At 65.4% G+C, this 19,474-nt stretch carries 13 protein-coding genes and 6 pseudogenes; 15 read left to right on the top strand and 4 right to left on the bottom strand.

Going from position 1 to position 19,474, the window contains the following annotated elements; genetic code table 11:
- Nucleotides 1–161: 161 nt before the first annotated feature.
- The 12 genes and pseudogenes from P2L57_RS19065 (at nucleotide 162) to P2L57_RS40240 (ending at nucleotide 13,249) form a co-directional block, all read left to right on the top strand.
- Nucleotides 162–1,539 (top strand): annotated as a pseudogene (locus tag P2L57_RS19065) (IS1380 family transposase).
- A gap of 407 nt (nucleotides 1,540–1,946) precedes the next feature.
- A pseudogene (locus P2L57_RS19070) lies at nucleotides 1,947–2,639 on the top strand (IS5 family transposase); the annotation flags it as partial.
- 536 nt (nucleotides 2,640–3,175) lie between these two features.
- A complete protein-coding gene (locus tag P2L57_RS19075) occupies nucleotides 3,176–4,957 on the top strand; it encodes a reverse transcriptase/maturase family protein (RefSeq protein ID WP_275816046.1) in 1,782 nt (593 codons plus the stop codon).
- A 107-nt stretch (nucleotides 4,958–5,064) separates the two neighbouring features.
- Nucleotides 5,065–5,238: pseudogene (locus P2L57_RS19080) on the top strand (IS5 family transposase); the annotation flags it as partial.
- A gap of 59 nt (nucleotides 5,239–5,297) precedes the next feature.
- Nucleotides 5,298–5,706, top strand: a pseudogene (locus P2L57_RS19085) (ISAzo13-like element transposase-related protein); the annotation flags it as partial.
- Nucleotides 5,707–5,856: 150 nt separating this feature from the next.
- Nucleotides 5,857–6,258: pseudogene (locus P2L57_RS19090) on the top strand (IS30 family transposase); the annotation flags it as partial.
- Between the two features lie 359 nt (nucleotides 6,259–6,617).
- Nucleotides 6,618–6,869: an acyl carrier protein gene (locus P2L57_RS19095; protein ID WP_275816048.1), complete on the top strand. Its 252-nt coding sequence runs from the start codon at nucleotides 6,618–6,620 to the stop codon at nucleotides 6,867–6,869.
- Between the two features lie 172 nt (nucleotides 6,870–7,041).
- Nucleotides 7,042–8,112 carry a serine hydrolase domain-containing protein gene (locus tag P2L57_RS19100; RefSeq protein ID WP_275816050.1) on the top strand — a complete coding sequence of 357 codons (1,071 nt, stop codon included), beginning with the start codon at nucleotides 7,042–7,044 and terminating at the stop codon, nucleotides 8,110–8,112.
- Between the two features lie 5 nt (nucleotides 8,113–8,117).
- Nucleotides 8,118–8,882 (top strand): thioesterase II family protein, encoded by a 765-nt coding sequence (locus P2L57_RS19105; protein WP_275816052.1) that lies wholly within the window; start codon nucleotides 8,118–8,120, stop codon nucleotides 8,880–8,882.
- Nucleotides 8,883–9,472: 590 nt separating this feature from the next.
- A complete protein-coding gene (locus P2L57_RS19110; protein WP_275816054.1) occupies nucleotides 9,473–10,228 on the top strand; it encodes a TauD/TfdA family dioxygenase in 756 nt (251 codons plus the stop codon).
- Nucleotides 10,229–10,771: 543 nt separating this feature from the next.
- A complete protein-coding gene (locus tag P2L57_RS19115; RefSeq protein WP_275816056.1) occupies nucleotides 10,772–11,809 on the top strand; it encodes a cytochrome P450 in 1,038 nt (345 codons plus the stop codon).
- 12 nt (nucleotides 11,810–11,821) lie between these two features.
- Complete coding sequence (locus P2L57_RS40240) at nucleotides 11,822–13,249, top strand: arsenate reductase/protein-tyrosine-phosphatase family protein (RefSeq protein WP_308292488.1); 1,428 nt, start codon at nucleotides 11,822–11,824, stop codon at nucleotides 13,247–13,249.
- 33 nt (nucleotides 13,250–13,282) lie between these two features.
- On the opposite strand, the gene P2L57_RS19130 is transcribed toward P2L57_RS40240, so the two are convergent.
- Nucleotides 13,283–13,537: an integrase core domain-containing protein gene (locus tag P2L57_RS19130; RefSeq protein ID WP_308292490.1), complete on the bottom strand. Its 255-nt coding sequence runs from the start codon at nucleotides 13,535–13,537 to the stop codon at nucleotides 13,283–13,285.
- Here P2L57_RS19130 and P2L57_RS19135 point away from each other — a divergent pair.
- Nucleotides 13,421–13,777, top strand: coding sequence for a hypothetical protein (locus tag P2L57_RS19135; RefSeq protein ID WP_275816058.1), 357 nt, complete (start codon nucleotides 13,421–13,423; stop codon nucleotides 13,775–13,777). The genes P2L57_RS19130 and P2L57_RS19135 overlap by 117 nt on opposite strands.
- Before the next feature lie 20 nt (nucleotides 13,778–13,797).
- Here the strand turns inward: P2L57_RS19135 and P2L57_RS19140 are convergent, their stop codons facing one another.
- Together P2L57_RS19140 and P2L57_RS19145 are read right to left on the bottom strand one after the other, a co-directional pair.
- Nucleotides 13,798–13,938: a hypothetical protein gene (locus P2L57_RS19140; RefSeq protein ID WP_275816060.1), complete on the bottom strand. Its 141-nt coding sequence runs from the start codon at nucleotides 13,936–13,938 to the stop codon at nucleotides 13,798–13,800.
- Between the two features lie 30 nt (nucleotides 13,939–13,968).
- The gene (locus tag P2L57_RS19145) at nucleotides 13,969–14,412 is read right to left on the bottom strand and encodes an integrase core domain-containing protein (protein ID WP_275816062.1); all 444 of its coding nucleotides are present in this window, start codon (nucleotides 14,410–14,412) and stop codon (nucleotides 13,969–13,971) included.
- A gap of 330 nt (nucleotides 14,413–14,742) precedes the next feature.
- Here P2L57_RS19145 and P2L57_RS19150 point away from each other — a divergent pair.
- Nucleotides 14,743–15,995: pseudogene (locus P2L57_RS19150) on the top strand (IS110 family RNA-guided transposase).
- A gap of 1,004 nt (nucleotides 15,996–16,999) precedes the next feature.
- Nucleotides 17,000–17,680 (top strand): IS3 family transposase, encoded by a 681-nt coding sequence (locus P2L57_RS40795; protein WP_372515770.1) that lies wholly within the window; start codon nucleotides 17,000–17,002, stop codon nucleotides 17,678–17,680.
- A gap of 203 nt (nucleotides 17,681–17,883) precedes the next feature.
- Here P2L57_RS40795 and P2L57_RS19170 read toward each other — a convergent pair whose 3' ends face one another.
- Nucleotides 17,884–19,431 carry an MFS transporter gene (locus P2L57_RS19170; protein WP_275816064.1) on the bottom strand — a complete coding sequence of 516 codons (1,548 nt, stop codon included), beginning with the start codon at nucleotides 19,429–19,431 and terminating at the stop codon, nucleotides 17,884–17,886.
- Nucleotides 19,432–19,474 lie beyond the last annotated feature (43 nt).

The following is a 19,474-nucleotide window of genomic DNA, read 5'->3' on the forward strand; positions in this document are numbered from 1 at the left end:
AGGTGGTTGGTAGAAAGCGCATCCTGAGTGTGTGTCTAACCTCGTGCTTTCACGAGGCGGCCTGTCCGAGACTTGATCACAAAGGTGAGAAGTGCTCCTGACCTGCAACGATAGGACTTTTCGAGGGTCCTGTCCGTTGCTGTCGAGGGAGCACTTCTCAAGTGAAGAAGCGTATCGGGTCGTACCCGCGTATCTGTGTAGAGGGCGGTGGTCGCGGGGTGGTCTCGCAGGCCGGGGCCGTGCTGCTGATTGAGACGGTGCGCAAGACCGGGCTGGATCAAGCGATATCGGCGGCGCTGACGCCGTGGCGTAAGACTCGGGCGGTGCATGAGCCGGACAAGATCCTGCTGGATGTGGCGCTTACGGTCGCCCTCGGCGGGGACTGCCTGGCGCATGTCGGGCTGCTGCGGGCTGAGTCGGCCGTGTTCGGGCCGGTGGCCTCCGACCCGATCGTCTCCCGGCTGATCGATATGCTCGCCGCGAGCGGGACGCGAGCCCTGGACGCACTGCGCACGGCCCGTGCCGAAGTCCGTGTATATCTGTGGCAGTTGGCGGGTGACCGGGCACCGGATGCCGGCGGACAGGTGATCGTGGACATCGACGGGGTGCTGGTAGTCGCGCACTCCGACAAGCAGGATGCGGCCGCGACCTGGAAGAAGACCTTCGGCCATCACCCGCTGATGGGCTTCGTCGACCACGGCAGGGGTGGCAGCGGTGAGCCGGTGGTCGGGTTGCTGCGGCCCGGCAACGCAGGCTCCAACACCGCCGCCGACCACATCACCGCTGCTCAACTGGCCCTGCCTCAGTTGCCGAAGAGGTATCGGCGTGGACGAAAGACGCTGATCCGTACTGATTCCGGCGGCGGCACGCACGAGTTCGTTGCCTGGCTCGCCCAGCGCGGGCCGGTGGCTGTCGTACTCGGTCGGCATGACTATCACCGACGCCATCCACCACGCCGTCTTGAAGGTCCCCGCCTCGGCCTGGGCACCGGCTATCGAGCCGGACGGCGAGATCTGCGACGCCGCCTGGGTCGCCGAACTCGACGCCGATGTCCTGAAAGGCTGGCCGAAGGGCATGCGGCTGATCGTCCGCAAAGAACGACCTCATCCCGGTGCCCAGTTGCGTTTCACCGACGCCGAGGGACTGCGGCTGACCGCGTTCGCCACCAACACCACCCACGCGCCGATCGCCGCGCTCGTGCTGCGGCACCGCCAGCGCGCCAGAGCCGAGGACCGCATCCGCGCTGCCCGCGTCACCGGTCTGCGCAACCTGGCCCTCCGCGACGCCACACAGAACCAGATCTGGTTGGAGATCGTTCAGATCGCTCGTGACCTGCTCGCCTGGATGCCAATGCTCGCCCTCACCGACACAGCCCGGCTCTGGGAACCGCGCCGGCCGCGACTGCGGCTGTTCTGCACCGCCGCCCAGCTCGTCACCACGGCACGGCGCCGCATTCTCCGCCTCGCCGCCCACTGGCCCTGGACCGACGTGATCACCAGTGCGATTCAGCGACTGGCAGCCCTACCGCAGCCCGGCTGACCAGCAACATCCCTGTCCCGACGAGCCTGATCACCCTGCCGGAGCCGTGGAAGCCGGAGCTCACCCGGCGCGACAGCCGGGCCCCAGCCACACCCACCTGCCGAAAACCCCGACCCCAACAAGGCAGAAAGGGTCCGTCAACAAGCTGACGAACCCTCACGCAAGATCGAGGCTAAGAGGATGTTTTTCGCCTTCAACGCCCCCTTATTTCCCGGGTTTTGCGGTGTAGGGACGCGGTGTTGGTGGGATTGCCGGTGTGGTTGAGTCTCATTGGTCGCGTGGAGTGACAGGTGGGGTGGGATGAGGCTTGCACCTGTCTCATCCCGAACTGCCCGGCGTGGGACCGTGCCTCCATGGTCGTATCCCCACGCCTGGGCGCACTCGCACACCGGCGGTACGTCCAGGTCATGGCTGAGCGTGGCTGCTATCCAAGTGATCTGTCCGATGCTCGTTGGGAGTTGATCGAGCCGGTGCTGGCTGCCTGGCGGGCCGAGCGTCGGCGGCATGCCCTGGACATCGGCCGCCCGCCCGAGCACGAGCTGCGCGAGATCATGAACGCGATCTTGTACGTAGACCGAACCGGCGTGCAGTGGCGCTACCTGTCCCACGACTTCCCTCCCTGGGAAACCGTGTACGGCTACTTCGCCAAGTGGCAAAAGGACGGCGTGTTCGCCCAGCTCAACGGCCTGCTCAGGGAGTTGGTGCGGCAGAAGGGCGGGCGGAGTGCGAGCCCGTCGGCCTGTGTGATCGACGCGCAGAGCGTCAAGGCCTCCACCAGTGCCCCCGCCACGAGTCAGGGCACGGATGCGGGCAAGAAGATCGTGGGCAGGAAACGCAGCATCGTCACCGACACCCTCGGCCTCCTGCTCGCGGTCCTGGTCACCGCCGCCAGCGTCCAGGACTCCGTGGCCGGCACCCAGCTGCTCGATCAGGTCGCCGCCGCCCACCCCACGATCCGCAAGGTATGGGTCGACGGCGGCTACCGCCAGCACCTCGTCGAGCACGCCGCCACCCTCGGCATCGACCTGGAAATCGTCCAACGCCCACTCGGGACCAGGGGATTCACCCCGATCCCGAAACGCTGGGCGGTGGAGCGGACCTAGTGCGCCACGAGGCGCTCTGTTTGTATCCCCGGCTCAGCCGGGAGGAACGCGGAAGGAGGTTCCTGGGCCAGATGACTTACCTGGATCCGAAAGGTGAAGGGGACAACAGCATGTCAGAAAACCAGTGACCGGGACCAGTTGTCAGGGACGGTGTGCTGGGGGGCCCGCGCGATATGGCGAAGACTGGATTGTTTGAAGCCCAATCTCCAGAAGATGCAAGTTCCCATCCGCCGGAAAGACGACTGAAACCGGCGCCGCGCTCTGCACTGGACTCGTGGGTTGTCCGGTGCACTTCCGGGGCTCGGAGCGATGCCCAACGAGGGCATTCAAGGAGATGAGTGGGACGCCTAAGTCGCGCTAGAACGTGCGAACAGAGACGAACGTGGGATCGCCTACGGGACGTGAGTCCTATGGCGACGGAGGCCCCGTAGTAGTCGCCGGAGTAACGCCCGGCCAAGGGGGACGGGAAAGCCGTCCGCATCGGGAGAAGGGGGCCAGGTGATTCGGACACCGAGACTCGGGAGGTATGCGAAATGCAGAGCGCCGAAACGGTGCTGGGTGTCCTGCGTGATCGCGGCAGGCGTGGCCTGCCGTGTGATGAACTGTATCGACAGATGTCCAACCCGCAGTTATATCTGCTGGCTTATGGGCGCATCTACGCCAACCACGGCGCGATGACGCCCGGAGTCACGAAGGAAACAGTGGACGGCATGTCTCAGCGGAAGATCGGACGCATCATCGATGCGATGCGCCACGAGCGATACCGATTCCGTCCAGCACGCCGCGTGAACATCCCGAAGAAGAACGGGGCAACGCGGCCACTGGGGTTGCCGACATGGTCGGACAAGCTTGTCGGCGAAGTGGTACGCCTTCTACTGGAAGCGTATTACGAGCCGACATTCTCCGACCACTCCCACGGGTTCCGGCCCAGGAAGGGATGCCACACCGCCCTGCGCGAGGTGGCTCACACCTGGACCGGAACTTCTTGGTTTGTTGAGGGTGATATCGCCGACTGTTTCGGGAGTTTGGATCATCAGGTCCTGCTCTCGATTCTTGGCGAGAAGATCCACGACAACCGGTTCCTGAGGTTGGTGCGCAACATGCTGACGGCCGGATACGTGGAGGACTGGAGGTGGGGAGCCACGCTCTCCGGAGCACCACAAGGCGGAGTGGCCTCCCCGGTCCTGTCCAACATCTACCTGCACAAGTTGGACGAGTTCGTCGAGGAAGTTCTGACTCCGGAATACACCCGAGGGGAACGCCGGGCTCGCAACCCGGAGTACCTCGCGGTGGCCAACACGCTGGCAAGGGCACGCCGGCGCGGTGACAGGGCTGAGTCCCGCAGACTGCGCCAGCGGATGCACAGTCCGCCGAGCTCCGATCCTGATGATCCGGGGTTCAGGCGGCTTCGCTATGTCCGCTATGCAGATGACCACCTGCTCGGGTTCACCGGGCCGAAGGTCGAGGCCGAAGAAATCAAACAGCGACTGGCGACGTTCCTGCGCGAAGAACTCAAGCTGGAACTCTCCGAGAAAAAGACGCTGATTACCCATGCCCGCACCCAGGCGGCACTGTTCCTCGGCTACGAGATCACGACTCAGCAGAACAGCAGCAAAGTCACCCGCGGCCGTCGTGTGGTCAACGGGCAGATCGCGCTGCGTGTCCCACTGGATGTGATCAAGGCCAAGTGTTCCCCCTACCTTGCTCACGGAAAACCCGCGAAGCAACCGGCCCTGATGAACAGCAGCGACCACGCTATCGTCGCCACCTTCGGGACCGTCTACCGGGGAATCATCCAGTATTACCTGCTTGCCGGTGACGTCTACCGGCTGCACCGCCTGCGATGGGTCATGGAGACCTCGATGCTCAAGACCCTTGCGGGCAAGCACCGTTCAACGGTGTCGAAGATGGCAGCGAAGTATAAAACCACCTTCGAAACGCCAAGCGGACCACGTATCGCTTTCGAGGCCCACATTGAACGGAAGAACAGGAAACCACTGGTAGCACGGTTCGGTGGTATTCCACTCCAACGACAGCGGGCGGCGGAACTTGCCGACCGCGAGCCGGTCCGAGTGGACTATCCGCAGAAGGAACTCATCGCGAGACTTCTGGCGGATTCCTGCGAGATCTGCGGAAGCAAGGGCAATGTGCAAGTGCACCATGTCCGCGCGCTCGCCGACCTCGCACATGCCGGATGGCAGCCTTCTGACTGGGCGCGCGTCGTGCTTCACCGGCGACGCAAAACCGTCGTGGCCTGCGACACCTGCCACGACCGAATCCACTCAGAACAGCCTGCCAAATCACTCACGCAGTAGTCACTGGAGAGCCGGATGACAGGGAAACCGTCATGTCCGGTTCGGCGGGAGGCCGCGCGGAAAAGGACCCGTCCCGACGGGCACCTCGCCGCGCGGCCCACCCATCCGGATGGCTCATGCTTCACCGCCGCCTGGCCCGCGACTACGAGACGCTTCCGGCCTGCTCCGAAGCCATGATCCACGTCGCGATGACCGACCTCATGGCCCGCCGCCTCACCGGCGAGAACACCATCTCCTGGCGAGACCCTGCAAAACCGCATCAACCACAGATTCCGGGATGAAACAACGGGAGAAAACGACCTCTAAGGGTGCGCAGATAATCAAGGTGTTGCTTCCGTGGATCTGGCTCCTTGATGGAGACTCTCGTGATCAACTCGCCTTGAAAATTCGCGGTGTTGTTCCCGTACCTGGACGAGCGTCAGCGCCGTCTGCTGATGGGGGCCGAGGCTCGGATCCTGAGGCATGGCGGGATCCGGGTTGTCGCGCAGGCGGCCGAGGTCAGCGAGACCACGGTCCGCAAGGGCGTCGTCGAGCTGGAAGCCGGTGCGGAGCCTTTGGGCCGGGTCCGCCGCCCCGGCGACGGGCGTAAGAGGGCTGCTGCGGTGGATCCGGGGTTGCGACCTGCACTGTTGGCGTTGGTCGAGCCGGACATGCGCGGGGACTCGACCTTTCCGCTGCGCTGGACGACAAAGTCGACGCGCAAACTCGCCGAAGAACTCACCCGGCAAGGCCACCGCGTCTCCGCGGACAAACCGACGCCGAGGGCGCCACCGCCATCGCGGACCGGGCCAGGATGCACCGGGACCTGAGGATCCTGCGTCCGGACGACGAGCACGCCACGGAGTCGGCGCGCCCCCGGCGGCGGACCACCGGGAGTGGCGGCGGCATTGAGCCGCGGGAACGTCCCCTCGCTGGCCGGCCGCGGCGCCGAGGCCGTGAAGGACGCGATCGCCGCCACGATCGCCAAACTGCCCGAAGCCGCTGCGCGGGTCGTTGACCTGGGACCGCGGTAAGGAGCTGGCCCAGCATTGCCCAACTCCTCATCGAAAACGGCTGCCTGTCTACTTCGCCGACCTGCACAGCCCTGGCAACGTGGCGCGAACGAGAACACGAACGGATTGCTGCGCCAGTACTTCCCGAAGGGCACCGATCTGTCGCGCTGGGACGCCGGTAAGCTCGTGGCGGTGGCTCTCTCACTCAACAACAAGCCCCGCAAAACCGTCGGTTGGAGGACGCCCGCCGAAGCTCTGTATGAGCATCTACTATCGGTCCAGGACGACGTTGTTGCGACGACCGGTTGAGTCCGGGATCGCTGCCGCGGTCAGTGTGAAAGATGACCCCGTCGACGTACCCGCCGCGGGTGACGGCGGCCATCTGCAGCGACGCGACGGCCGGGGCCGCGTCGCGGTGGCGGTCGTGCGGCCAAGCATCCGGCGGGAGAACAGGTCCCCGACGGTGGCGAGGTGGAGCGACCCCTCCTCGGTGTCGATCTGCGTGACGTCCCCGCACCACAGCACGTCGGGGGCGACGGCGGTGAAATCCCAGTGCACCAGTTCCCGGGCCGCGGGCCGAGCCCCCGGCCGGGTCAGCCCCCGCCGCCGCGCTTCCCCTCCCCGGACGACTCTTGCCCGTCCCCTGCCGTTCATGATCTGCTGACTCCATGCGGCCTGAATTCGATAAGGCGAAGATGCGGCAACTTGTCACGGAGCAGGTGGAGGCATTAGTAGGGAAGCCCGTCAGGCAAAGCGACGACCTGTTCGATCTCGGCCTCACGTCGGTCAATGCGGCTCGGCTCATCACCTGGATTCAAGAGACATTCGGCGTGGCAGTGGGCCTGCGAACCGTCTTCGAAAGGCCTGAAATCGGATTGCTCGTCGCGGCCATCACGCAGCGTCACTGCTCGGGAGATTAGTCATGCACCATGCCATCAATGTCGAGGGATTAACCCGGATCTACATCAGAAGATCCCGGACCGGCGTCTTCTGCACGTCGGAGAAAGATTCCTTCGGGGCGGCGAGCGCCGCCGAGGAACGATTGAGCTGTCGGGCTGACATGACCAGTTCCCACCCATCGGGAGATGACAGATGAACCCTGTTGACCGAGCGATCGACCGCATACGATCAGCCATCGCGAACGATCGCCACCTGGGAATACAACTCTACGCTTCCGTTGACGGCGAGACAGTCGTCGACGATGTCTTCGGGGAAGCATCCCCGGGGACGCCCTTGCTCCGGAACGACGCCGTCCCGTGGATCTGTTCGACGAAGCTGCTCGGTGCGATGGCCGTGGGCCAGCTGATGAGGGAGCACGAGTTAAGCTCACAAACGCCGATCGTAGACGTGGTACCTGAATTCGCCCAGAACGGAAAGCACGACGTCACACTCGCACACGTGATGTCGCACGCGGTGCCCTACGCGATACACAGCGAGGCGCCCTTTTACACGACCGACCGCGAGAATGCCCTCGCCCTCCTGTGCGAGACCTCTTTGTCCGCCCCGCCGGGTTCCCGTGCGCAGTACAGCGCCATCGGTTCCTGGATCGTGGTCGCCGAACTAGTCAGCCGTCTGTCAGGGGTTCCCTATGAGCAATACGTGCACCGGCACATCCTGTCGCCCCTGGGCCTGGGGCGTACGCTGCTCGGCGCCCCGGGGTCCGCAGGCCAGCGCGCTGTGGTTCCGCTTCCCGTGTACGGCTGGGGGAAGGACACGATCGGGGAGAACGGCGAGCTGCCCGATCCTGTCCCCACCTATTTGCTGACGCCGCACCCGAGCGTGGGTGCGCACGGGCCAGCACGCGAGCTGGCACGGTTGGTGGAGTCCCTGGTCCGAGGCGGAAAGGCGAACGGCCACAGAGTGCTGGAGCCCAAGGTGGTGGAAGTGATCACGACCGCCCACCGAAGCGGAGTGGTGGACGACTATTTCGGCGGCCTGGACGTCTCCTGGGGCCTCGGAGCCTGCGTCGACCCCGTACTCTTCGGCGCGCCCCCCGGCTCCCGCGTCGTAGGACACACCGGTTCCAACTGTGGGCTAGCGGTGGGCGACCTGGACCGTGGGCTCGTCGTGTGCCACCTGGCGTCGAACGAGTCGTTCCAAGGGCTCGGCCCCGGCCGCCTCGAAAGCCGTGTGGTGCGGGATCTCTACGGACTCGTGCGGTGACGCCCATGCAGCCTTACAAGCCCCGGTCGGTACTGGTGAACTTCGGCTCACCGGACCTCGGCCCTCAGGGGCTGCGCCTTGTGTGCATTGCCCATGCCGGAGCTGGCGCCGCGCCCTTCCGCCTCTGGAGCGAACTGGTCCCTGACTGGATCTCGGTCGTCGGCGTGCGGCTGCCCGGGCGGGAGAGCCGGCTGCGGGAGCCTCTTCTCACGTCGATGGAAGACATCGCCCGGCACGTCGCTGCACAGCTCGAAGGATATCCTGGCCGTGTGGCTCTCTTCGGGCATTGCTTCGGAGGACCGGTGGCCTTCCGGATTGCGCAACTCCTGGAAGAGACGAAGGAGTGCGAGGTCGTCCGACTGGTCACGGCCAGCGCGCCGGTGCCGGGTCGGGTGCCGCCCAGGCAGCTTACTCATGAGCTGCCGTCCGACGAGCTGTATGCCTCGTTGGTCGGCGCGGGCGCCATGAGCGACGGACAACAGGGTCGATCAATCTTCGAGCTCACCGAGAGTGCGATTCGGGCCGACTTCCAGGCGTTCGAGACCTGGCGCGCCGAGGACTTCGGCCGGATCAAGGCCCCGATCCTTGCCATCAGAGGAGACGACGACCACGTTCTCGGCCAGGGCAGCGAGGACGAATGGGTGCACCTCACCGAAGGCCGGTTCACAACCCGGTCGGTACGTGGCGGCCATTTCCTCCTCGGTGGCGAAATGCCCGGGCTCGTCGCGGTCATCGCGTGTCAGCTCGCGGACGACCACGCCAGTCTCTGAAACACACAGAATCGCGCGCGTCACCGGCTCACCGGCACCACTGGTACCCGGGGAACCGGTGACGGCCTTTCCGGGGCCCGTCATCAGCCCGCATCTGGGACTCCGACAGTTCGGTCAACGGCGCGCCGTGAGGCTGTGGATGCCGGAAAGTGCATCCACGCTGGTCACGCGGCATGTCGGTACTCGTGGACGGTTCCGTCGAATCGGTCGTGGCGACGTATGTTTCCCCATCCTTGGCCACTCGGCTGCGCAGCACGACAGCGGGCACTGTGATCAGATTTCGTACCAGCACGGCGAGGTCCGACAGTGACATCCGCGGATCGTCGCAGGCCAGTCGAGGCCGCGTGGCCAGGACGGGCAAACGTGCAGGCCACTGCCGCGAACCGTATTTTCGAGCGGTACAGGCTCCAGGGCCGCCATCACGGCCGATGCGCTTCTGGACGACGATGGGAAGCTCTGCCTCATGTCGCGAAACGGTGATTTCCGGAAAATCGAATAAACGAGACGCTATCGCATCGCCCCCTTGACTGGACGGCCGTGCTAAACTTAGGGTCATTTGATAGTGGCGTCACAAGAACGGGGGAATTGGCGTGACACGGCATTTATCTTCGACTATCACGATAAGTCGGAATGCTTCGGCGAGCTCCTGCTCTGCGGGCGAGTTGCGTGAAATTCGGGAGTGCCTCGACCGAAATGGATACTCCTACATCAATGGCATCTCAATGGGTGAGTTCGACTACATGGCCTTTGCTGCTTCTTTGGGGAATCCGATTCCCCATCACAACGGCGAGGTCGTTTGGGACATACGCCGCGATCTGGCGATAGATTCGATTTACCACTCAGGAAACATGGGAGCTCTCCTCCCGCACACTGAAGCTGTTGAGCATCCCGGTTTGCCTCCGCGTTACATCATGCTCTGGTGCGTCAGGGAGGCGCGTGGAGTGGGCGGAGAGACGACGCTCGCAGACGGATACGAGTGGATAAAGAATCTTTCAGGCGAGACGAAGAGGTCGCTGCGCGATAATCGCTACAAGTGGAACTCGTCCGATGGCATTAATCGATCGGGATATTACTCCAGTGCCATCCACCCTATCCTTGAAGAGTTCGGTGATCGTCGCATCCTGAGATATGATTACATCGACGTGGAGAGGAAAGGCGACGGCTTCCTTGACTCCGCACTCGATGGTGCGAAGGAGTTTTTTAGCGAGCAGCATATCGCCATCGAGATCGAGCCCGGCTGCATCCTGGTCTGGGACAACTGGAGGATGTTGCACGGCAGAAATGCATTCTCCGATCCCGAGCGGCACCTCAAGCGCGTGCTCCTTTCGGCGCATGCCAGGAGTTGACGGCAACTTCGACGCAAGTCGGCAGGCCGTCCCACATCCTGTTGCCCTTTCGCAGACCCTCGCCGGAGGCGCAGTGCCCCCACGTCGCGGCGTACGCCCCGCGTCCGCGCCGGGCGCCTCGCCGGGAACAAGCTCGCGAGGCCGTATGCCCCACTTTCCCCACACGAGTCTCTGACCGTGGTCGCGCGCGGGTCCACGGCCCGTGGGCGCAAGCGGTGATGCTTCCCCTGGACAGGACGTGATCGTGACATTCCTCGTGGTCCCGGCATCCGGATTAAAGTGCAACTTCCTCACGTACGAGGCGATCAGGCAGCCTACGAATCACTCCTGGATCGAGGCCGGAACCGTCTTCGAGGGTGGCCGCCGATGAGCCGAGCGAGACCGAGCCGCCGGAAGGTGGACCCGGAGGAGATGGTCAACGAGGCCTTCCTGAAGGATCCCTACCCGTTCTTCGCCGATCCGCGGCGGAATGACCCTGTCCACTGGAATGCCCCTACAGGCGCCTGGTACATCACCCGGTACGCCGATGTCTTCGACCTGTTGGTGGACCGCCGGCTGTCCGCCTCGGCCGAGGGTGAGACGATCACCCGTACTCCGGCAGAGGGCCAGGTCGCTGCCCTGGTGCACGACTTCTTCGGTCGCTGGATGGTGTTCTCGGACCCTCCTCATCAGGCGCGCGTACGTGAGACGCTGCATCACGTCTTCACATCGTCCTCCATGGCCTCCTTCCAGAGCGAGGTGGCCCGGATCAGCGCCGATGCCGTGGCTGCGTTCCGCTCCTCCGGGCAGGACCTGATGACGGACCTCACGATCCCGTTCGCACAAGCGACCGTGAGCGCGCTGCTCGGGGTCGCATCGGAGGAGTTTGACGAAGTGGCCCGGTGGTCCGGGGAGTTGATGGGGTTTCTCAACCGCTCCAGCCTTGAGCCGTACGACGTGCGCTCCACCCTTCAGGCCATCCAGGACCTGACGGACTACGTCGTCGCGACCGTGCTGCCACGCGGCTATGGCTTGGCGGTACCAATACTGCAATCAGCCTTGCGTGACGGCGGCTGGGATCCGGTGACCGTCAGCGCTACCTTCGCACAGCTCCTCACCGGCGCCCTGGAACCTGTGTCCAACGCGCTGGGCATTGCGGTGACCGCCCTCCAGCGCCATCCGGACCAGCGCCGAGCAGTGCGTGAGGGGCATGTGCTTCACACGGACGTCGTCGAGGAGGCAGTGCGTTTCGACGCTCCGTTTCACTTTGCCGCACGCCGAGCCGTGGCGGACATCACCGTCGGCGGTGCGACGATCCACCGCGGTGACCGCGTGATGCTGGTCCTCGCGTCCGCCAATCGGGACGAGCACCGCTTCGTGGCGGCGGACAGCTTTGATGTGAGGCGGGGACCGGTGCGTCATGTGTCCTTCGGCCGCGGTGGTCACTACTGCCTTGGGTCCTTCCTCGCCAGGCAGGAGATGGCCGTGCTGCTGAGTGAGCTCGACCGCCAATGGCCCGAGCTGCAGGTGAATCTTGCCCGCACGGGTCGCTCTCCGGCCTTCGGAGCCACGCAACTGCGACCGGCCCCCATCCTTGCCTGAACGGGAGACGTTATGCATGTGTGTTTTGTGTGCAAGGGCAATATCTGCCGATCGCCCATGGCAGCGCTGGTCTTTCGGGAGTATGTGCGGCGTGCCGGCTTCTCCGACAGGGTCCGGGTGACCAGCGCCGGAACCATGGCCTACTACGCAGGAGAGCCGGCCGATCCCAGGACCACGGCACTGCTGAAGGAGCACGGCTATTCGACCGATCACACGGCAGCGGTACTCGACGACCTCCACCTGTCGGCGGACCTGCTTGTAGCCATGGACGCGCACCAGGCGAGCGTCTTGCGGGACAAGCTGGAGGACCAGTCCAAGGTCTATATGCTGCGTTCGTTCGACCCGACAGCGGGCCTGGATCAGAACGTACCCGATCCGTTCTACGGCGAGGAGTCCGACTTCCGGGAGGTGCTGCGCATCATCGAATCCGCCATGCCCGGGCTGCTGGAGTGGGTGCGCACGGCCACCGTCGAGGAGGAGACGAGGACCCCCTCGGTGACCCGCAGTACACCAAGGCGCCGGCGCCTCACTGAGCAGCGCAGGCACGCCGACCAACGGGGCGAGAAGGACCCGGCCGAGGCGGTCCGTCTCTTCGGTGAACTCGTCCCCGCATACGAGAGGGAGTACGGCGCCGAACACATTGAAACGCTCACCACGCGCGACATCCACGTCCACTGGATCGGTGAGGCCGGCGATCCGCTGAAGGCGTTGTCACTTTTTCGCCGCTACGTGCCACAGTGGGAGCACGCCGTCGGCCCCGAGCACCCCGGCACCATGCACAGCCGGCAGAACCTGTCCTTCTGGACCGGAGAGGCCGGGGACCCGGTGATGGCCGCAGAGCTCTGCCAATCGCTCCTGCCGGTCCGGCAACGTGTGCTCGGTCCCGAGCATGTTGACACATTGACCACCCGGCATCGATACGCCTACTGGCTTGCGGAAGCCGGTGACACTGCCACGGCGCTCCTCTTGCTCCAGCAGTTGCTCCAGATGAAGGAGCGGTGCCTGGGCGCCGACCATCCCGACACATTGACCACCCGGCACGAAGTCGCGAGACGGGTCGGCGAGGCCGGTGAACCGGCCCGAGCCGTCGCCCTGTTCACCGAACTCCTCCCGTTAAGAGAGCAGGTCTTGGGCAGCAGGCACTGCAGTTTCCTCACCTCCCGCCATGAGTTCGCACGGTGGACCGGCGAGGCCGGGGACGGTGAGAGCGCGGTGCAGATGCTGCGTGAGTTGCTTCCACTGCGCAGGGCCGTTCAGGGGCCGTACCGTCCACGGACGCTGACGACCTGGCATGAGCTCGCGCGGTGGTCCGCTCACTGCGGAGACGTCGGGAGTGCGGTCGAGATGCTACGGGAGCTGCTTTCCGTCCGTGAGACCGTATTGGGAGCCAGGCATCCGCACACCGGTGAAACCCGAGAGCTGCTCTCGCGGCTGACATGATGGCGGCCTGTGCGTGCCGGTCATCCCGTCACCCTATGCGACCTGCGTGTATTCGTGGATGAGGCCGCCGAGGAGGTCACGCCGGAGGATGCGCGATGGGCCGTCTACGGCGGGTGGTTCGGTCGCGCCGACGCCGTTGGGGCATCGCTGTCCGAGTGATCGGTGAGGTCGATGTTCATTGTGGTGGTCGGCGTACTCCTCGACGACGAGCCGCAGGTGACGTTCGCTGGTGATGAGGATCCGGTCGGTGGCTTCGCGGCGGCACGAGCCGACCCAGCGCTCAACGATCCGGGCACGCCCGGCAGGACGGGCACCACGCGGGCACCGACAGCGGTGAAGACCGCGTCGAAGCCCTCGGTGAAATATCCGGCGTTGTCGCGAATCAGATACCGGATGCCTGCGGTGCGTGTGTCATCCAGGCTTATCAGGAGGTTGCGGGCCTGCTGGGCCGCCCACTGGGCGGTGACATTGCGAGTGACGCCAGCGATGTGCACCCTGTGCCGCTCGAAAATACGATTCGTGCTGTGACCTGTGCTGCTGTCGTTGGGTCAGGCGGCGCGTTGGTACTCGATGGCCAGGCCGTCGAGGACGGGCCGTCGTCGGATCCGGTGGCCCTGGAAGTCGGTGACGGCGGCCGGGGTGGGCGGTTGGTCGCTGTCCGGGGGTCGTACGGCGTCAGAATGATTCACAGGGTCTGATCTGGGGTTTCCCTCTTCTGATCAACTCGCTGGACAGTACTCGTTGATCAGGCCTGTGACGGCTTGTCGGCGCTTGACGCGCGCGGTGGGGAAGGGGATGACGTCGGGGTTGTCGAGGGGTGCGAGCTGGCCTCGGCCTTGGTGGGGCCGGTGCGCGTTGAAGTGTCGGGTGTAGTCGTGGAGGATCTTCTCGGCGTGGCCGTGGTCGTAGATCAACAGCCTGTCGGTGCACTCCTCGCGTACGGAGCGGACGAACCGTTCGGCATGCGGGTTGCAGTTCGGCGATTGGGGCGGGATCTTGACGACCTCGATGCCCTCGCTGGCGAAGACGGCGTCGAAGGCGTGGGTGAACTTCGCGTCCCGGTCGCGGACGAGGTGTGTGAACTGATGTGCGCGGCTTTCGAGTTGCCAAAGAAGCTGACGTGCCTGCTGGGTGGCCCAGGCGGCGGTCGGGTGGGCGGTCACGCCGAGGATGTGCACGGTTCGGGTGCGGACCTCCAGGACGAACAGCGCGTAGAAGCGTTGCAGACTGATGAGTCGATGTGGAAGTCACCCCGGGGCCTGTCGGCCGCACCCTGACGGGTGGAAAATGTGGTCGGCGGCTGCCCGGCTGACGTCGTGATTTCTTGGCGCGGCTCAGCCCGTGTGGAAGTCTGCCGCTGGGATCCGATCCGCCTTTCAGGTATCCGTCACTGTTGCTTCGAGCACGCAGACCAGAATCTTGACTCCTGCTGGATCCCGCCGGGTGGTCGCCGTCAGTGTCGGCCAACGCTGGTGTGGATTGGGGTGGTTGGGATGGATGTGGTGCACCCGCGGTGCGCGGGCATAGATATCGGCAAGGCGGACATGAAGGTGTGCGTGCGAGTTCCCGGGGCCGGAGGTAGGCGGCACAGCGAGGTGCGCACGTTCTCGACGATGGCTGCCGGGGTGTTCGAGGCCCGCGATTGGTTGTCTGGCTTGGGCGTGACGTTGGTGGCGATGGAGGCGACCGGATCGTATTGGAAGCCGGTGTTCTACGTCCTGGAGCAGGATTTCGAGACCTGGCTGCTCAATGCCCGGCACATGCGCAATCTGCCCGGCCGCAAGACTGATGTCGCGGATTCGGTGTGGATCGCGCAGTTGGTCGAGCATGGTCTTGTCAGGCCCAGTTTCGTGCCGCCCGAGCCGATCCGTCATCTGCGTGATCTAACCCGTTATCGGGCGGAGTTAACTGCCGAGCGGACGCGTGAGGCGGTGCGGCTGGAAAGGCTGCTGGAGGACTCCGGGGTCAAGGTGCCGGTCGTGGCTTCGCACATTTTGACCAAGTCGGTGCGTGCGATGCTCGAGGCGCTGATCGAAGAGAGCGTGATCCTGCGGTGCTGGCCGATCTGGCCAGGGGCCCGATGCGCCGGAAGATCGGGGAGCTGCGGGAAGCCCTGGCTGGCAACTGGAGTGCCCACCACGGCTTCCTGGCCCGGATCATGCTCGACCGCATCGATGCTTGCACTGCCCAGATCGAGGCGGTGACCGGGCAGATCGAGGCGCAGCTGGGCGAACACCGCAGTGCCGAGGGGTCTTTGGGGCCGGTGGAGCGGCTGGCCACGATCCCCGGGGCCTCCGCTGTGCTGGCCCAGGTCATCATTGCCGAGGTAGGCCTGGACATGGCCCGCTTCCCGACTCCGGGTCACCTCGCCTCATGGGCGGGGATGTGTCCGGGCAACAACGAATCGGCGGGCCGGCGGGGTCCGGGACGCACCCGGCATGGCGATGTTCACTTGAGGGCTGCTTTGGGCCAGGCCGCGATTACCGCCGCGCGTGCGAAGAACACGTATCTCAGTGCTCGCTACCGGCGGTTGGTCGGACACACGGGGCGCAAGCGTGCCGTGGTCGCAGTCGGGCACAAGATCTTGATCGCCGTATGGCATGTTCTGCACGATGGCGTGGTCTACCAGGAACTCGGAGCGGACTACTACGACCGGCGGCTCAGCAACGCGCGCAAGAAGCGCCGGGCCGTCAACGACCTGCACCGGCTCGGCTACCAGGTCACCCTCTGGCCCCAGAACGCATAACCAACCCCGTGGCTGGGTGATTTACAGACCAGAAGTCGGTGGCGAGAAGCCCGTCGGCCTGGGCCTTGAGGAATGCTGCCCATTCGTCGCGGGCTTGTCGGCGTCGTGGGGCCGGGCCGAGGCCGGCGCTGCGTAGGACGCGCCTCACGGTGGCCGCGCTGATGCGGTGGCCGAGACGGCGCAGTTCGCCGTGCACGCGCTTGTGGCCCCTCCGGCAGTTCTCGGCGCCGAGGCGGATGATCAGCCCGCGCAACTCGTCGGGTATTGGTGGTCGGCCCAAGGATGGTGGCTGGCTCTACTTCTGGCTGATCATCTTCTGGTGCCAGGAAAGCAGGGTGCGCGGAGAGGCGAGTCGGTGGGCACGTAGAGGCCGGGGCAGCAGGCGGGTGAGGATGGCGAACAGTGCGCGTTCTCCGCGACAGCCAGCCGGATTCGGCAGGTCGGCAGAATCGGGCGACAGAGTCCCACAGGTCACGGCAGGACGCCCGCGCCGAAGTCGGACGGGGAGGACTACAGTAGTCGTGATCGTCCAAGGCTGTTCCAATGCCACCGCATCCGCCAACATCGCGCGCCCATGCACGCCGTGTGCACGGCGCTGGTGCACATGTGGCGTATCCGCAGGTCAGAGCCGCTCTCGGCGAAGCGCTGAGTGTGCCCGGCGTACAGCTCGACTCGTCTGCCGCCGCCTGCGGCTTTGCCGTGGAAAGGCCCTCTGACCTGCGGTGATGTCTCTTTCTGGTCTTTCAGGGGCTTGCCGCCTTTGGCGGTAAAAAGTCCCTGAGAAGTCCCTGGGACAGAGCAGAAAGTCCCTGAAAAATCCCAGGGATGGACAGTCGGGATGGGCCTGTGAGCAGGCTGTTCCGGGTTGGGGAGTTGAGCTGAGGCCACCCCCGACTCGACGGGTTTGCCCACACGTCGGTCCCGGCGGATGTCACTGTCACCCGCAGCCGCTCACGAGGCGAGGATCTTTCCCGGAAGGTGATCTTCTTCGCTGTCGCAGGGGAGTGCGCGACGAGTCGTGGTTCTACAAGCACCGCAACCGCCGGCCTACCGGCCGTGAGGTGCGCCGACAGGCGCTGGCCGAGGCGGTGAAAGAGACCTTCACCAAGTCCGGCGGCACGTATGGCTCCCCGAAGATCTGGATCACGCTGATCCGGCAGGGCTGGCGCGTGTCGGTGAACACCGTCGCCAAGCTCATGGCCGAACTCGGCCTGGTCGCACGGAAGGTCCGCAGACGCAGCGGGCTGACCCGGCCGGGCAAACGGCCCGCCGCCCCGGACTTCGTGAAGCGGGACTTCACCGCCGAACGGACCGATCTCGTCTGGTGTGGGGACATGACGCAGATCGAGACCGGGGAGGGCCAGCTGTATGGCCACGGTCATCGACCTGTTCTCCCGCCGTCTGCTCGGCTATGCGATGGGCGCCCATCACGACGCTGGCCTGGTCGGGTCGCGTCGGATCGTGCTTCGACCGCGCCGCCAGCGAGGCGTTCAACAGCGTCCTCAAGGTCGAATACGTCCACCGGCACACTTTCGCCACCCGCGCCGAAGCCCGGATCAGGATCGCCACCTGGATCACCGACTTCTACAACGCGCGGCCGGCTACACAGCGTGTGCGGCTTCAAGAGCCCGATCGACTACGAACACGACCACCGAGCCAGCCTCACCGAAGAACTGGCTGCATAGGAAGATCTCCACGTTCGGGGGGATTGACATGGTGAGCGCGTTCGTCACGCTGAGGTGCGCCAGGCGTCAGCACGGCCGGTCATGATGCCGGTCGCCCGCTGCCCGGTTGAAGACAGCGGGTGACCGGCATCCTGTCGAGTACCGCCGATCACCGCCGTGAACTCGGCAGACGATTCATCTGCACCGGCGGAGCCGCCGCTCACTCAGCGCACGGTTTGGCCTCCCTCCCGGGCTCCTTGGATGGGCTGGGGCGGTGCCGGCGTCGGGCCTGGTACGCGGAGCCGGAAGAGCACCGCGAGTGTGGCGACGGCGGTCGCCACACCGGCCACCAGGAGGCTGGTGTGCAGCCCGTCGACGAACCCCGACGCGAAGTACCGCAGCACCGCTTGGCCGTCCAGACCCAGCCCGGAGGGTGCCGCACCGTGCTGGGAGACGATGACGTGGGCCGCGGCACGCGACGAGGCGGAGTCGCCCAGTTTTCCCGCGACCGTGGTTTCGGCACGGGCGTTGAGCAGGGAGCCGAGGACGGCGATGCCGAGCGCGGTACCCACCTGGCGGGTGGCGTTGATGGTGGAGGCGGCGGCGCCCGAACGCTCCCGGGGAACGGCGGCCATGGCGGCGGCGTTGGTGGGGGCGATGCCCAGCCCCATGCCCAGGCCCAGGATCGCGAAGAGCACCGCCACCTGCGCGTACCCGGTGGTGGGGGTGAGCGTGAGCAGCCCCAGCAGGCCGAGGCTGACCAGGCCGTAGCCGGCGACCATGACACCGCGCGGGCCGAACCGGGCGGTCAACCTGCCTGCCTGGGTCGAGCCCAGGGCGATGGCCGCCGAGTACGGCAGGAACTTCACACCGGTCATCGCGGCGCTGGTGCCCTGCACCTGCTGCAGGTACAGGGACAGCAGGTAGAAGGTGCCGTAGGCGCCGAATCCCAGCATGAAAGAAGCGATGTTGGTGATGACGAAACGCCCGTTGCCGAAGAGCGACACCGGCAGCATCGCCCGCGGGACGCGGCGCTCGACCGCGATGAAGGCGACGAGGGCGACGGCCGCGACGACGAACAGGACGAGGATCTCGGTGGACGTCCAGCCCTTCCGGCCGGCCTCGTTCACCGCGTAGGTGAGCGACGCCAGCCAGACGATGCCGAGGATCTGACCGACCGGATCGGTGGCCGCGTGCTCGGGGTCGGCGGTCTCGGTGATGCCCTTGGCGCCCGCGAACAGCGCGATGATGCCCAGCGGTACGTTGATCAGGAAGATCGCGGGCCAGCCGACCGAGTCGGTCAGCACCCCGCCGAGCAGCGGGCCCAGGACGACGGCGAGCGCGCCGCAGGCGCCCCACAGACCAATCATCTTCGCCCGCTTGGCCTGGTCCGGGAAGCCCTGGGCCAGCAGCGACAGCGCTCCAGGAGTGACCGTGGAGGCGCCGGTGCCCTGGAGCAGGCGGCCGATTACCAGGGTCGCGGTGTTGGGCGCCACCGCGCACAGCACCGAGCTGAGGGTGAACAGGGCGAGACCGAACAGGAACAGCCTCTTGCGGCCGAACCGGTCGCCCAGCGCCCCACCGGTGAGCATGAAGGCGGACAGGCACAACGTGTAGCCGTCCACCACCCACTGGATGTCGGTGATCCTGGCGTGCAGATGGGTTTGCATGGCGGGAAGCGCCACGTTGACCACGCTCATGTCGAGCAGGGCCATGAAGGTTCCGAGGAAGATCGCTGTGATAAGCCCGACGGGTTTGCGTGGTGTGGACACGCGTACTCCTGCTTCGGCGGTGATGACGGAGGCTTGGAATGTT

Origin of the sequence: Streptantibioticus ferralitis (assembly GCF_029223525.1) — a bacterium.
Lineage (GTDB): Bacteria > Actinomycetota > Actinomycetes > Streptomycetales > Streptomycetaceae > Streptantibioticus_A > Streptantibioticus_A ferralitis.